This is a genomic window from Paenibacillus sp. FSL R5-0345 (assembly GCF_000758585.1).
GTDB lineage: Bacteria > Bacillota > Bacilli > Paenibacillales > Paenibacillaceae > Paenibacillus_AQ.
Genome location: NZ_CP009281.1, coordinates 4,391,117 through 4,406,908 on the forward strand (window position 1 = coordinate 4,391,117; position 15,792 = coordinate 4,406,908).

13 protein-coding genes are annotated in these 15,792 nt (G+C 42.4%); 3 read left to right on the plus strand and 10 right to left on the minus strand.

The window, feature by feature from the left end; all coding sequences use genetic code 11:
* Positions 1-2: 2 nt before the first annotated feature.
* From R50345_RS19515 to R50345_RS19540, 6 genes are all read right to left on the minus strand, one after another.
* Positions 3-914: an ABC transporter permease gene (locus R50345_RS19515; protein WP_042129329.1), complete on the minus strand. Its 912-nt coding sequence runs from the start codon at positions 912-914 to the stop codon at positions 3-5.
* A 67-nt stretch (positions 915-981) separates the two neighbouring features.
* Positions 982-1,905: an ABC transporter permease subunit gene (locus R50345_RS19520; RefSeq protein ID WP_042129331.1), complete on the minus strand. Its 924-nt coding sequence runs from the start codon at positions 1,903-1,905 to the stop codon at positions 982-984.
* Positions 1,906-2,019: 114 nt separating this feature from the next.
* Entirely contained in the window at positions 2,020-3,624 is a 1,605-nt protein-coding gene (locus R50345_RS19525; protein WP_042129332.1) for a glutathione ABC transporter substrate-binding protein, read from the minus strand.
* An 89-nt stretch (positions 3,625-3,713) separates the two neighbouring features.
* Positions 3,714-4,718, minus strand: a complete 1,005-nt coding sequence (locus tag R50345_RS19530; RefSeq protein WP_042129334.1) for an asparaginase — start codon at positions 4,716-4,718, stop codon at positions 3,714-3,716.
* 28 nt (positions 4,719-4,746) lie between these two features.
* The gene (locus R50345_RS19535; RefSeq protein ID WP_042129336.1) at positions 4,747-5,904 is read right to left on the minus strand and encodes an ROK family transcriptional regulator; all 1,158 of its coding nucleotides are present in this window, start codon (positions 5,902-5,904) and stop codon (positions 4,747-4,749) included.
* Positions 5,905-6,412: 508 nt separating this feature from the next.
* Positions 6,413-7,075 (minus strand): MgtC/SapB family protein, encoded by a 663-nt coding sequence (locus R50345_RS19540; RefSeq protein ID WP_042129338.1) that lies wholly within the window; start codon positions 7,073-7,075, stop codon positions 6,413-6,415.
* Positions 7,076-7,283: 208 nt separating this feature from the next.
* Here R50345_RS19540 and R50345_RS19545 point away from each other — a divergent pair, with 208 nt between their 5' ends.
* Complete coding sequence (locus R50345_RS19545; protein WP_042129339.1) at positions 7,284-8,249, plus strand: NAD(P)H-dependent flavin oxidoreductase; 966 nt, start codon at positions 7,284-7,286, stop codon at positions 8,247-8,249.
* An 83-nt stretch (positions 8,250-8,332) separates the two neighbouring features.
* Here R50345_RS19545 and R50345_RS19550 read toward each other — a convergent pair whose 3' ends face one another.
* On the minus strand, positions 8,333-8,548 hold the full coding sequence (locus tag R50345_RS19550; protein WP_231573828.1) for a hypothetical protein: 216 nt from the start codon (positions 8,546-8,548) through the stop codon (positions 8,333-8,335).
* A gap of 346 nt (positions 8,549-8,894) precedes the next feature.
* On the opposite strand from R50345_RS19550, the gene R50345_RS19555 reads away from it, so the two are divergent.
* The gene (locus R50345_RS19555; protein WP_042129343.1) at positions 8,895-9,290 is read left to right on the plus strand and encodes a DUF2871 domain-containing protein; all 396 of its coding nucleotides are present in this window, start codon (positions 8,895-8,897) and stop codon (positions 9,288-9,290) included.
* Between the two features lie 57 nt (positions 9,291-9,347).
* Here the strand turns inward: R50345_RS19555 and R50345_RS19560 are convergent, their stop codons facing one another.
* Complete coding sequence (locus R50345_RS19560; protein WP_442950210.1) at positions 9,348-11,738, minus strand: glycoside hydrolase family 6 protein; 2,391 nt, start codon at positions 11,736-11,738, stop codon at positions 9,348-9,350.
* A 397-nt stretch (positions 11,739-12,135) separates the two neighbouring features.
* On the opposite strand from R50345_RS19560, the gene R50345_RS19565 reads away from it, so the two are divergent.
* Positions 12,136-12,564, plus strand: a complete 429-nt coding sequence (locus R50345_RS19565; protein ID WP_042129347.1) for a VOC family protein — start codon at positions 12,136-12,138, stop codon at positions 12,562-12,564.
* A gap of 55 nt (positions 12,565-12,619) precedes the next feature.
* Here the strand turns inward: R50345_RS19565 and R50345_RS19570 are convergent, their stop codons facing one another.
* Together R50345_RS19570 and R50345_RS19575 are read right to left on the minus strand one after the other, a co-directional pair.
* Entirely contained in the window at positions 12,620-14,962 is a 2,343-nt protein-coding gene (locus R50345_RS19570; RefSeq protein WP_042129349.1) for an ABC transporter permease, read from the minus strand.
* 2 nt (positions 14,963-14,964) lie between these two features.
* Positions 14,965-15,738 (minus strand): ABC transporter ATP-binding protein, encoded by a 774-nt coding sequence (locus R50345_RS19575; RefSeq protein ID WP_042129352.1) that lies wholly within the window; start codon positions 15,736-15,738, stop codon positions 14,965-14,967.
* Positions 15,739-15,792 lie beyond the last annotated feature (54 nt).

Consider the following 15,792-nt stretch of genomic DNA (forward strand, 5'->3'; position numbering starts at 1 on the left):
CCTTAGTTTTTCATTTTGGGATCAAGAGCATCGCGCAGTCCGTCCCCGACCAGGTTAAATGCAAGTACAGTCAAAAAGATAGCGATCCCCGGAAAATACACGATATGCGGAGCGATACTTAAATAATCACGGCCCATACTTAGCATCGCGCCCCAATCGGGCTCTGTTGGCTTCGCGCCCATGCCTAGAAAGCTCAGTGACGCAGCGGCCAAGATTGCCCCGCCAATCTTCATGGATAGATTAACAATAATGCTAGGAACTGTTTCCGGAAAAATATGTCTCCAAATAATTCGGCGATTCTTCGCACCCATAGAACGGGCGGCTTCAACAAACAATGTTTCCTTCGCAGACAATGTAACGCTCCTAATAATTCGGGCAAACGATGGTGTGCCGAAGACTGCAACGGCAATGACAACGTTAGATAAACCAGGCCCGAGTATGGCGACAATCCCAATGGCAAGCAGTAAATCCGGGAATGAGAACAGTACATCACTCCCCCGCATAATAATCCGATCCAGCCAACCGCCATAATATCCACTGACAAGACCAAGAATGGTTCCAAGTACACCCGCAATTAATACGGAACTTAGACTGACCGCTAAAGTCAACCTTGTTCCGTCAATTAAACGGCTTAGAATATCACGGCCATATTCATCCGTTCCTGCCCAGTGCGCGGCAGAGGGTCCCTCCATTAGTGCATCGTAATTCGTAGCTTCAGGATTATACGGGGTCAGAAAAGGCCCGAATATTGCAATCAAAAAAAGCAATATGACAAAAAATGCAGCCAATAGAGGCATCTTTTGTTTGCTGAACTTGCGAATAAAAACACCCGCGCGGCCTTTCGTTTTCTCCGGGGCTATTACCTCTCCGGGTATAGGAGAATTAGTTCCCATAACTGCAGAATTGTCGCTCATGATATCCCTCCTAATCCTAAATTCTCCCTAAATAAAACTATCGTATTGTTTCTCTGTAGCAATCTAGCTACTGAGAAAACCTGATTTTCGGATTGAGTACGCCATACAATAAATCTACAATTAAATTGATAAGGATAAATTGTGTTGAAAACAGCAGCAGCAAAGCTTGAATAACTGTATAATCCCGGAACAAAATGGAATCCACCAGCAGTCTACCAAGGCCAGGAATACTGAACACTGTCTCAACCATTACCGATCCACCAAGCAAGAACCCAAATTGAAGTCCAGCTACAGTAACGACCTGTATAAGAGAATTGCGCAGCGCATGCCTGCTAATAACAACATACTCGCGTAAGCCTTTCGCACGTCCAGTACGGATATAATCCTCCCGTAACGTTTCTAGCATCGATGACCGTGAGTAACGGGCCAACATCGACATAATCCCCATTCCAAGTGTAATGGAAGGAAGAATATAGGATTTCCAGGAATCTACACCGCCGGTCGGAAACCAGCCCAGCTCTACCGAGAAAATTTGAATGAGTACTAAACCTAACCAGAATCCAGGAACAGACATCCCTGAAATAGCTGTCAATGTACCTAAATGATCCGGCCATTTATTGCGGTAAACCGCCGAAATAACACCGATTAGAAGACCAATGACAAGCGCCCAAGCCATACTTAGAAATGTTAGCCATAAAGTAGGCATTATTCTGCTCTCCAGCATATCAGTGACCGGAATCCCTGAACGGATCGAATTACCTAGATTACCACTTAGTAGATCACCCATGTAGTTTATGTATTGTTTCCACAAGGGCAGATTGAGACCCAGTTGCTCTTGAATACCATGAATCTCTTCAAGTGTGGCGTCCTTACCCGCAATAAGTCGGGCCGGATCACCCGGAATTAAGTGAATAAACAAAAAGACTAGTACCGATACAATGAACAACAGCGGAATAACCCCGAGGAGTCTTTGTAAAGCATATCTACCCAACTCATAAGCCCCCTTCAGTATCGACAAATGATTTAGTGAGGCCGCTTCCTACCATTCTATAGAAGCGGCCTCGTTCAATTCTTGGGATATTAATCTTACTTTTGTTTTACATCATTATTTTACTTCTGCATTGAGGACATTTATGGAACCGTCCGGGAAGACTTTTACACCTTCCAAATAAGATCTTTTGCCAGAAATAATTTGGTCAACGCCCATGAAGGCCCACGGAGCATCTTCCCATACTGTTTTTTGAATATTGGCATAAATGGATTTAGCCGCTTCAGGATCAACCGCTTTATTCGCCTCAGCAATCCATTTATCTACATTTTCATTTTTGTAATAAGCTGTATTCGAGCCTGCAGGTGGGAACATTTCACTACTGAACAAACCTCTAGTTGCGCCATCTGCATCACCGGAGGATGGAGACCAGCTGACATACCACATTTGAATTTTTGCTTCTTCAGGCGTTTTCGCAGAGTTAATTTGGTCGGACAATGTACCGCCCTCCATAGACTTCACTTCTACCTTAATGCCTACAAGCGCTAGCTGTTGTTGAATAAATTGCATACCCTTCATCGTTTCGGATTCGTTTTCTCCCCAGATTTCGGTTTCGAATCCGTCAGGATATCCCGCTTCAGCAAGCAATTGTTTAGCTTTTTCAATGTCATAGTCATAACCTGTTTGTTGGGAGTAATATTGTGTTTTGGAGGACATTGTGGAATCAAGCTTAGCGCCGAGACCCGATTTCACAACCTTGATATAAGCATCTTTGTTGATAGCATAGTTAATGGCTTGACGTACTTTAACATCATCGAAAGGTTTCTTCATCGTATTCAAAGTTACATAACGAACAATGGTTGAATCGATCGTATCTACAGTAATTCCTTCAAGACCTTCAACCTCGGATACTTGCTCGGTTGGCATAGGATAAATGAAGTCAGCCTCACCAGTTTTTAGCATCGCAATCCGCGATCCATTCTCTGGTACGGGTCTGAAGGTTATGCTATCCACTTTCGGCAAGTCTTTTTGCCAGTAATCCGGATTCTTCTCAACAACTAGACGATCACCTTGTACCCACTCTTTGAACTTAAATGGACCAGTACCTACAGGCATTTTTGAAATATCGGCACCGTTTTCTGTCAGAGCTTTCGGGCTAATGATCGGCGCCATGGCAACCTTATTTAAAAAGGCGTTGTACGGCTCACTCAGTGTAATAACCACGGTTTTAGCATCAGGAGTCTCCACTTTAGCTACCTTTGCGAAGCTTTTGCGCAGTCTCAGATTATTCTTCTCATCTTGAATACGGGCGATGTTTACTTTAACCGCTTCAGCATTAAAGTCAGTGCCGTCTTGGAATTTAACATTCTCTTGCAAGTTGAACGTGTAGACCAAACCGTCATCACTTATGGAATGGCTTGTGGCAAGAACAGGAACTACATTCATATTCTCATCAAAACCCATTAGACCTTCGTACATCGTTCTGGCAGCGCTTATTGAATGTGTATCGCTAGCGTTATGAGGGTCCAGCGTAATAAAGTTAGAATTGATGGCAATTACAATGTCTTTATCATTTTTTGTAGTTGGGGTGCTAGTTTCCGTGCCGCCAGCTGTATTGCCACCTTGTCCCTCGTTGTTCGCTTTGTTGCCGCACCCTGCAGTCACTACTACTGTAATAAGCAGCAGCATGAACATTGACCATACTTTTCCTTTTACTTTCATGTTATACACTCCCCTTTAGAAACGATGTATTAGAAAAGCTCCCAGTCCGATTATTCATGAGACTTGAAGATTATTCTCGATCCTGATAATCAAACTTCCCATTGGAATACAGCTCGGCGTTCGCCTACAATAGTACCGCCATCATTAACGATGGTATTTGGTACGAGCGCATATAAACGATCAATTGTAGCTTGATTGCTATAGCCTAAACGTTCCAGAATCGATGCGATGATACAAGGCCAGACTTGCTCAGAGCCATCGGATACTTTTAGTGATATACCGATTCGTTCCTTACGAAGACCAATACCATATACACCTTTAGCCCCGCCCTTGGCCGTCAGATTATCATCCTTTAAAAGCTCTGAGCAGACGAATTTCGTATCTGCTATCATCACCGGATTATCATTCATAAGCTTTGCAGTCACAGCAGCTGCGTTGCGTATTTCAATATCCTCGATCAAATCAGGACAGGCTAGCTTTAAATATGAATAAGCGATTTTGTGCAGCGGAAGTGCGAAAATGGGTAGACCACAACCATCAATTCCTTGAGGAATGGATTCCTTCGGTACTTCAGCTATATAGGCCATGGTCTCAAGGATCTCCTGTTGTACAGGATGGTTAGGTTCATAATAAGTATCTATATCCCAACCCATATATTTGCTGAGACCCATTAACCCGGCATGCTTACCCGAGCAATTATGAAAGATTTTGCGAGTAGGCTCATTCGCCCGATGACGCTCCGCCTTGGCTTCCTCATTCAATGGATATGTAGAACAGCAATGAAGTCCCTCTTCTTTTAATCCCATTTTTTGAAAAAGAGATTCAAGTGCTTCAATGTGGAAGGCCTCTCCCCGATGCGAAGCAGTAAAGAGTGAGGCTTCCTTACTTGTCAAACCATACACTTCGTCGATCCGTCGCTTCATAACCGGTAAAGCTTGGAACGGCTTAGCAGCTGACCGAAGATAGGTCATATGCTCCGGGTTTCCTGTTTTGTACAAGATGTTACCTTTCTCATCGACTACGCTAACTGCACCATAATGCACATTCTCTAGTAAGCCACCGCGATATTCTTCTACCAGTGTTGTAAACCCCATCTGTACAACCTCCCTCGATGTAATTCTATTAATCCAATGCGAAAAAACGATTCTGCGATAGTAGGCCCGATCCGATAATTACACCGTTCTCATTCAGCATCGAACGATGAATGGAGAAAGATCCACGAAGCGGTTCCCAAGTGAAGCGTGAAAGATAGAGCTTCTCGACTTCTTCATAAACGTCTGGGAATTTGTCGACGAGTTCTCCACTCAAGATCACACTATCCGGGTTATACATGCATACGACATTGTTGATCGTAATCGCCATATACATGAGTGCACGTTCGATCAAATGAACCGCCCAATGCTCTCCTGCATCCTTTGCTTCAAATAACTCCTCGATCGTGCGAATCGGACGAATCCGATTGGCTTCTGACAACAATGAGCTAATATTTATATAGGTCTGTAAGCAACCCGCTTTCCCGCACTCGCACATCATTCCGTTAGGATCCACTGTTGTATGCCCAATTTCACCAGCACTGTTCATCACCCCGCGGTAGATCTCTCCCTCGAGGATCATCGCCGAGCCAACACCTTGACCGAAGCCCAATAGTGCGGTACGGATGGAACCAACTGCAGCACCTTTAAGGTGTTCTGCAAGAGCTCTTACTTTCAGCTCATTATCTACAGCAATTTCAAAACCGGTAAGTTCCTTTAGACGTTTAGCTAAGGGCACATTCTTCCATCCAAGCTGAACCGAGAAGACGACGATACCTTCTTCGTTATTTACAATGCCAGGAAGTCCAACTCCAATACCGACGATACGTGTTCTGTCAATCACATGCTGCTGTGTCAGATGTTCAATCGCTTCATTAATTCGTTCCAGCGTCTTGTCAGGACTCTCATCCGGTGTACGCGGGTATTGCCTGCTGCAGAGCAGCTTGCCTTGCAAATCTACGATCCCTACAATCATAAGACTACGATCCAATTCAACCCCAACTGACAACACAGAAGCGTCAACCATAGCTAGCAACGTTGATTTTCGACCTAATCCTGACGATACCTGATCCGAGTCGAGTAGAAATCCTTGTTCAGTTAATTCCCCAACAATTCGACTTACAGTCGTAGGACTCATACCCGTTTGTTTGGCGATGGAAGCCCGAGAAATCGGCTGTTGATTTTTAATGATTTCGAAGACCGTTAATCGGTTTTGTCGCTTCATAAAATCCTGATCGTGCTTTTTCACAGACATTCTCCTAATTATTTTCTCCAGTGCATTAATCAAGCTGATAAAACTATAAAAATAAGAAAAAATTTGCCAATTAAGCTACGATAATGTATTATTCGATTTAATTTTAGCTTAGTTTCTCCAGTGATGGGATTAATAATAAAGGCTCATTGAATGTATGTCAATATAAATGACATATTTTTTATTCGAAATAAATGAAAGCGGTTAATATGTGAAATATTTAACAATATTATTCAATACATAACATAAACATAACGCGAAAAACCAAATCTTATCTCGTAATAGACCGTGCGAAAACTATAAATAGGAAGAACCTGATTTCAAAGGGAAAATAAATTAGAATAGCAAGAGGTTTGAGATAAACAATCAAAGCAGATGGTTTGTATATATGAATATAAAAAAAGGGGTAGGATCATGCGCGGATTGATAGTGAAATGGAAATTGCCCCGCATCAAAAGTAAGTTTTTTATAGCAACCAACCTTTGATACGGAGCATCTTGAGCCGTTATTGAAAATCTACTGCCTTAACAGATGCATCTTCTTGTATTAGGGATAACAAATTCACAGAATTAAAGGATTCAGGATATTTTACGATAATTTCTAAATTCAACTCAGAGGCAAGACTATTATTTTCAGCGTGAAAGCTTAGTATAGTAATGTTCTTTTCTTCAAGTATCTTTTGGATTCGACTGACGGCTCCTTCTGTATTAGACAGACAGATCACAATCTGTTGGGTTTTCGGTGAGGCCAGCCAACTGTATCGACCGTGCAAAATCTTTTGCCCGAGTAAGATAATAACCGTTGCTCCTCCGCCAAGGATATAAAGCCCTGAACCAATCGCCAGACCTAGCCCCGCCGTTGCCCAAATCCCCGCAGCAGTTGTCAGCCCCTTAACGGTGTGTCTGTGCATGAAAATCATTCCTGCGCCAAGGAATCCCACTCCACTTACTACCTGCGCTGCAATACGTGCGGGATCGAGTTTAACATAGGACCAAGAAGCTTGATCCTGAAATCCATATTTGGAGATGATCATCATAAGTGCAGCACCTAAAGCTACAATAAAATGCGTCCTAACTCCCGCTTCTTTCATTCGGCTTTTACGTTCAAATCCTACTAATACTCCACAAATTCCAGCTCCAACTACACGAAGTAAATATTCAAACTCCATACATTGTCCTTCTCTCCTTATGATATTGCTATTTATTGTATCATAAACGGGTTTCTATATTTCTCCTTCCAATAAGGTGGACATGATATTTAACATAGTTTGAGCATGCGCACAGTCACATCTGCAATGATTTAACTGTGATACCTTTATAGCTGTTACTCCAGTAGACATTGTATAACGATCTACAACTTGTGAAAGAGGTGCGTATATGAAGCTGCCAACAATCCAATTTGGGCATATTAAATCCAAGGTTCCTGTGATTCAAGGTGGTATGGGCGTAGGTATATCCTTAAGTGGATTAGCTGCTGCTGTAGCCAATGCAGGCGGGATCGGCACCATTTCCGGTACAGGAATCACCACTGATGAACTGAGAATGCATATTCGCAAAACAAGAGAGCTCTCTAAAGGGATTGGATATATCGGTGTGAACGTACTATTCGCAATGAAGGATTTTGCCGATAAAATGAAGGTTGCTTTGGAAGAAAAAGTGGACTTTATTATTTCCGGAGCCGGAATTTCCAGAGATATTTATGCTTGGGGGAAAGAATATGGCACCCCTGTGGTGTCTATTGTTTCTTCCGCCAAATTGGCCAGAATATCCGAAAGACTTGGTGCCTCTGCAGTCGTCGTGGAAGGATTTGAAGCTGGGGGCCATTTAGGCACTGAACGATCCATGTTTGATATCCTCCCAGAAGTTGTAGAAGCCGTTTCCATACCGGTTATTGCTGCAGGCGGGATTCTGACCGGAGATGATATCGCAAAAGCCCTTCGAATGGGCGCTTCCGGCGTTCAGATGGGGACTCGTTTCGTAGCAAGCCATGAATGTGATGCTCCTTTGTCATTTAAGCAAAAGTATGTAGATGCTCGACAAGGTGATACTATTCTAATTAAGTCTACAGTGGGGCTAGATGGCAGAGCGATTCGCAATGAATTCACAGATCGTATCAGTGATGATGCCAAATTAAAAATAGCCAAATGCTCTAATTGTCTAAAGGTATGTTCGCACCGCTTCTGTACCATGGAATCCCTCTTAACTTCCCTTAGAGGAGATGTTAAGAACGGATTGGTTTTTGCCGGGTCCAGGGTTCACGAGATTAAAGAGATATTGTCCGTACAGCAGATTATCGATAATTTAATGTATGAGTATCAAGGGGCATTAAACCCCGTAACTTAAGATAAACAAGAACCCTTTGTTGTATGCAACAAAGGGTTCTTGTTAAAAAACGTTCATTATAGTTGATTTACATCAACATTGCCTCACATCATTCCACGAGTATTATAAACGCCCTCTTGTTGATGGCAGCTCTTATACATTTGCTCTAGCTCGGAATCACCTAAGTTAGGGTGTCTTTCTTTCATAAATGGCAACATTTCTTTAAAAGTGCTAGGACCTACTCCGGCAGCATACACCGCTGTCCCAATTCCAAATGACAGAATAACTACACAGATTACTGAAAATACTCCTCTTTTCAAAAAAATCATCTCCTACTTAATAATACGGAAAAAATCAATACGAAAAAAATTTGCTGAGACCAACATGCACATCAGACCCATTCCCATAACTAGAATGGCTATGATCCAATCCGCTTTTCTCATATTCATCCTCCCGTGCTATCGAACACCCTGACTCCAATGAACAGTGGGTTCAATCATATTAATTATTATAGATAAATATTGTGTAGAAACTATGTGGGTCATGTTAGAAATTCATTTTTGACAATTTCGTGAAAATATTCACTATGTCATCATTCGTTCATATTGCGTTCTTATTTCCATGATATTATTTCGATATAACAATAAACACAAAGGAGTCATGATCATGAAAAAATTGTATTACACGTCATTTTTCTATGCAATTCTTGGGTTGATAGCAGGTGTTGCTTATCGTGAAATTACCAAAATGAATGATTTCGAAGGAAACACCATCTTAGTTGCACTTCATACTCATATCCTTGTACTGGGCTTCTTTTTCTTTATTATTGCTTTGATTCTAGCCAAGTTATTTAATATCCATGAGGCCAAATCATTTAATGCATGGTATATTGTCTATAACATTGGTCTCCTGATCACAATCGGTGCTATGGCTACTCGCGGGATGCTGCAAATTAACGGGACTGATATTAGCTTCTTACCGCATATCGCCGGTCTCGGTCATGCTATACTAGGAGCCGGTATCATATGGCTGCTAATTCTATTGGGGAAACGAATTAAATAATACAGAAAGAGCCGCTAGGATTATTCCAGCGGCTCTTTTCATTACATCCAGCTTCGGTTATGGAGCAATGCCCCAAGCGAGGCTATCATTTTGATAAAGCGTTACTTTATCCCAGTTAGCAAAAGCCGTTGTAGTAGCATCAAAGGAGTAGTCATTAGCTTCGTTAAAATTAGTCCAATCCGATTTGTAAATTCTGAGTTGAATATCTCCTGATTGGCCTCCAGCTGGAATGGAACCGGCTGAAGCAGTAAACGAAAGTTCAACGTACGTATCTGCGTTCGTACCTGTGTAATTAGCAAATGCGACCTGAACGTTATTATTCCCGACTTGCGCCCAGTCAATTACTCCATTCAACGTTTGATTACTATCTTTGGTGAAATAATAACGAATTTTAAGATCGCTTAAATTCACAGCGGTTGTTCCGTTATTTTTAATATTGAAATAAGGCTTAATCTGATTGTCGGTCACATTCGTATCTCCAGCACGATACTGCAACGTTAGATTAACCGCTGCGGGTGCTTGCGGACTGGCACTCGCTGGTGTAGAATTCGCGCTCTCTCCCACACTGTTGGTTGCGCTTACAACATAATAATAGGTTGTTCCGTTTGTTAAGCCCGTATTGCTGTAGCTAGTCGTTGTTAATCCTGCCGCTACTGTTGTATACGGCCCTCCGTTTGTAGTCGCTCGTTTCACTGTATAGCTAGTCGCACCTGTCGATGCGCTCCAGCTCAGGTTTACTTTGGCATCTCCCGCTGTCGCCACCAAGCTGGTCGGAGCTGCTGGAACAGTTGCTACCGCTACAGGGACCGCACTCGTTGGTGTAGAATTCGCACTCTCTCCCACGCTATTGGTTGCGCTTACAACATAATAATAGGTTGTTCCGTTTGTTAAGCCCGTATTGCTGTAGCTAGTCGTTGTTAATCCTGCCGCCACTGTTGTATACGGCCCTCCGTTTGTAGTCGCTCGTTTCACTGTATAGCTAGTCGCACCTGTTGATGCGCTCCAGCTCAGGTTTACTTTGGCATCTCCCGCTGTCGCCACCAAGCTGGTCGGAGCTGCTGGAACTACAGTTCCTCCTCCATTACTCAAAGGAATCACAGGGTAAGCATTCTGCACCAGCTGAACGAACTGCTCATGGAACCAGTGACCTGATACAGGTGCATTAGCCAATGCTCCGGTCAGTGTGCCGCTTGAGCTTGTATAAGTCGGATCACACATTCTGTCAAAGCCCTTACCTTCATTATTTGGGATTGCACTGCTGGAGCCATCAGATTCTCCCGGAGGCTTCACCCACACAAAAGCATCCAGATGCGAAGCTGCATAACCTGCTGGTGCTGCTTGAGGAACTTCTCCAATGCCAGCACCGCTGGCATTACACCAATTGCCGCGATGAAGGCGTTTATCTATCCGACCGGAATCCGCATATACATTAACGGTTGTTCCGCTCGCACTATCAGGACGATTAGATCCACCCCACCCATTACGGGAAGTATCTATCAGGAAGCCGATCGTGGAAGGCCAGCCTTTTGCTACAAAACCAGAATACAAAGCTGCTGTGAAATCGGCTTCATCAAAATACGGATTCCATTCATAATAGCTTGCTGAACGAAGCTGTTGACCGCCTATCGTAAGATTCGGATCAGGAAGATTAGGCTCTTCAAGCGGAGTGGTGTTCGCTGTGTTCGTAATAAATCCATCGACACTAGCAAGTCCAGCTGTAGTGCCAGACACAACCGAAGTGAAAAGGTCAATTGCGGGGCTACGATTAGTATCCCATCCGAGCCAACCAGAGTGTCCAATATCCATGTAAGTATATACATTCGGAATGGCATGGAGTGCATTTAATGTGTATCGTGTAGCATCACGGTAAATATTCGTTGAGTTAGCCTGAGCACATTGTGGTGTACTGAGGTTGGTCACCAAATTCGGCAGCGAGTCCGGCTCAACAATGGTTACTATACGGATATCGCTATATTTAGGCTTTGCAAAAATACTTGCGATTACATCAATATAATCAGATTTATAAGTGGTCAAGCCAGCTGCTGTCAGTGGCAGCTCACCATTAGAGGCCAGAGCATGGCAATCCCGTCCAGGCATATCGTAAATGACGAATGTAGCTGTTATCGGCGTGTTAGGTTGCTTTTGCGCAAGGATGGCATCTAAAGTTTCCTCAAGACTTTTTCTGCCTCCGTTCTCAGCCCCGCCATAAATGGCAGCAATTCGGTCCAGCCAGACGGCCGTTGGATATTTCTTAACAGTCTCCATCTTGGAAATTAAAGTGCTGTCAGTAACTTGGGCAATAGAGGTATCTATCAGTGCGGCATAATCAGGATTAACATAAGCAGTAGCCCCTACAAATGGATTATCAACATGTACTTCACTGGCATACGTGGTAGAAGGAGCATATCCGGTGATAACTAAAGCCATAATCGTAAGCAATAATAACATTTGCTTGCTTAGTGCCTTTGTCATTATTATTCTCCTCTCGGCAATTAAATAAATTCGCAAATAATTTATTAATAGCCACGCGATGCTACAATTGCGGGTATTACTCCTTTAGAGTACTCGTCACCTCCTTTATGCCTCACCTGAACTCCCCCTCACCTCCTCTCAAGTTCCTTATCTCTTAAGGTCACGAAAAAATCTAATTATTTTACATAAATATAATAATATTTAATTTATAGAAAATTATCCCTTTTATTGAATACTACCATATCCAATTTGTTATTAGAAGATAGTAGATAAATAAAAATCATTCAAAAGACTATCAGAATATTTGTTTATAAACTGGTAAATGATACAATGTGGATGTGACAAAATATCTCAAATTTTAAGGAGTGAAAAAATGTCTATTGATGTTTATCTTAATTTCAATGGGAATTGTCGTGAGGCAGCAGAGTTTTACGCAGAGGTCTTTGGCACTGAACGTCCACAAATCATGACCTTTGGTGAAACACCACCCGATCCCAATTTCACTCTTCCTGAAGAAGCCAAAGATTTAGTTATGCACACTCGCTTAAATATCGAAGGCAGTAATGTAATGTTCTCTGATGTTTTTCCGGGGATGCCTTTTGTAGAAGGAAACAACATTAGTCTTTCGGTAGTTAGTAAGGATTTGGATGGCATAAAGAACTATTTTCATAAGCTAAAAGAAGGCGGTAAAGTAGGTATGGAATTACAAGAAACCTTCTGGAGCTCCTGTTATGGTAGTCTAAAAGATAAGTTTGGCATCGATTGGCAATTCAATTATGATGACGGACGAATGAATATGTAATAAAAAAACAACGAGTATGGACAATCTCCAACTCGTTGTTTTCTTGTTCAAATACTTAGTCCATAATCAAATCATATACACTGACCTTTCGAATTCGCCTTGCAACTAGCATAGACACCACATAAGCAACCACTAGAATGACCGCACACAGTAGAAGCACTTGAGGCAAACTAACCGCCAATTGAACATTATAAATGCCAAGACTTGAAAGCAATAACACAAATGCTGAATCCGAGTAAAAATAACCCGCTAAACTCCCCAATACTACTCCAACTACAATCACCGGAAAAAGACTGAACGTAATTTGTGTCATCAGATTAAAGGTGGTGTATCCGATACCCTTAAGAATACCGAACTCTCGCTTGCGCTTCATAATCAAAGTCTTAATCACCAAGTACAAGATTAAGCTGACGACTATAATTGTGACTGCCGTAATGACTGCTGTCATAGAAGATACTGCTGCTGTGAATGTACTAAGTGTGCTTTCTAACATGTCTAAAATGTTCGTTACGTTCCATTGTCCAGGGAAACGTTCTTCGAGCTTTTGAATGAACGCTTGAGGATCTTCCCCTTCCTTTAAATACACATTAATGGACTGAACGGAATAATTCGGCTGTAATTTCCTCATTCCATCTTCTGTTATGGTAGCAACCATACCTAACTGATTAATCTGCTGGCTAAGACCAGTTACCAAATAATTTTTGGTTACCCCATTAAACGTAACTGGAATCTCGTCCCCAATCGATTTATTTTTCATTTTAGCAATTACGCCGGATATCGCAATTTCATTATCATAAATGGGCTGTCTACCTTTGTAGACCGTCTGCGTTTCCAGCTTGGCATAATCATCTGATACACGGAGCATAAAGTTGGAATCATCTGTAGAGGCTACTCTACCTTCCAATATGGAAATCTTTTGAACCTCAGACATAGCTTCAACTTCAGCAATTATTCCCGGAGCATGGTCAGCTTTTTTTAGATCAAGTTGCAAATTGGTACGTTCTAAACCCACTAAATCTAAAACGGCTGAAGTATCCCCTTTAAAGTTAAAATTAAGGATGGAGCAAAATATACTAGAAAAGGTCAAGCCTGCAACGATCAGCACAATCATAAAATTCTGTTTGGTCTGTCTAAATAAAGATTTCAGACTTAAGGCAAATTGCAAATTCAATGAAGTACTTGCTAATGGAAAATGATTTTTCTTGAAATTGTGGGTAAGAAGTCCGCTCTGAAGCGCTGCTATCGGAGTAATCCTACGAATCTTTCTACTGGACAGGTAGGCAACAAATAGAATGAGTACCGTAACGATAAGCAAACTATACAAAGCACTAAATACTTCAAAGGTTGTCGGCCACAACAGTCCAACCGAAGACGAGATCATATTACCTACTAAGGGCATGACTAGAATGGAAATCAAACTCCCCGGTATGGAAGCCATTATAGACACTGAGACGAACTGTAACAGAAATGAGGATATGATCTGCCTTGACGTATAACCGTTCGCTTTCAAAACCCCGATGTTAGTTAGGTTATCCTCAATATTTCCGAAGATTTGAAACCTGATCACAATCAGTGAGATGACAACCATAATCAGTGCAAACACAATCAGGATGGCGGCTAAAATATTCACAAAAACACGGTTGCCCTCCAGACCCACATCGGTACGCATGACTAAAAATGAACTAGAGGTTCCAGAGCCAAATATCTGTTCACTTAGCTTTTGCTCTAGCTTGACCTCTTTCGCCCGTTCGTTAAGTTGCACAGACAAAAAATTAAATTGAACCTCTTTCCCAAGCCGTGCCTCCAATTGCTTATAACCTTCATCGTTTAAAAATATTTTTAAAGCCCCATTCGTCAATGTCCCAAACAGGGGTTCCTCCGTAAAGCCACCGATGGTGTAAGTGAATTTGTTGTTGTCGTATTCAAACGAAAACGTATCCCCAAGGTTATAACCTGAGCCCCCGTGGAAAATATACGGTAGGTAAATTGTACTTTGATCTTCAGTTTCCAACCGAGAGGTTGTATTAAAAAGTCCCATGGATCGCTGCGAATCCATATTAAGAATCAAGAACGCGATAGCTGTATTGTTTCCCCCGTAGTTTATCTTTACGTCAGGTAGTAGAAGAGCCGACTCATTCTCCCATGCTTCAGTATAAGGATAACTTTCCACCAGAGACTCATATTCCTTCACATGCTCGTTTACAGGAAAATAAGCGGTGATATCAGGTGTATTTAGCTTGGAGATTTTCTCTTGCTGAAAAGAATTAAGCTTCAAACTGACCGTTAGGCCAATATTCAACAGCAGCACAGCTATCATAATCAGAAGGAAGAGCGTAATCGTTGCACTCTTTCTTTTGCGAATATTGGACCAAGCAAGCTTTCCTATTAGGCTTCTCATCCCTACCACCCCAATTCGGTTAGAAAGGACTGTAATTGCTGCTGCCGTTCTGGTCCACTATCTTCGCTATAAGGGGAAAGACGTAAATCTCCAACAATTATTCCATCCCGCAGGTACAAGATCCGATTACCACGCAGTGCAGTCTTGAGATCATGAGTTACCATAATTATGCTCTGCCCCTGCTTATTCACCTCTGTCAGGACGCGCAGTACCCCTATTCCTGCTGAGCTATTAAGCGCTCCAGTCGGCTCATCAGCGAATACCGCCTTTGGGCTATTGATCAGGGCCCGGATAATTCCCGCCCGCTGAGCTTCGCCCCCAGAAATTTGAGCAGGAAACTTGCCCCAAACTGAATCATCCAGACCCACATCAGAGAGAAGTTTTTTGGCTTTCTTCACCGCCCCCACCCTATCCTTTTGCACAAGAAAAGCACTTGATAATACATTGTCGAGGACACTCATCGAATCAAGCAGATGGATCTGCTGAAACACAAATCCACAATTCTTTCGCCGGAATATCGCCAGCTGATCATTACTCATCGCTGTTATCTCTTGACCTTCAAACAAAACCTCTCCGAGTGTCGGCTTATCCATTCCTGAAATGGCATACAACAGTGTTGATTTACCAGATCCAGAGCTGCCCATAATAATCGTGAAATCACCATGATATAAGGTCAGATCTAGATTTTTTAGAACATGCTGCTGAGTCCCTCCATGGGAAAAGGTTTTTCCAAGCTTATGGGTCTGCATCAGCACTTTATGATTCACTTCGCTCATCTTGAACACTCCATTTACATTCATGCTCATTAATTACGCTGACTAATAACAGAA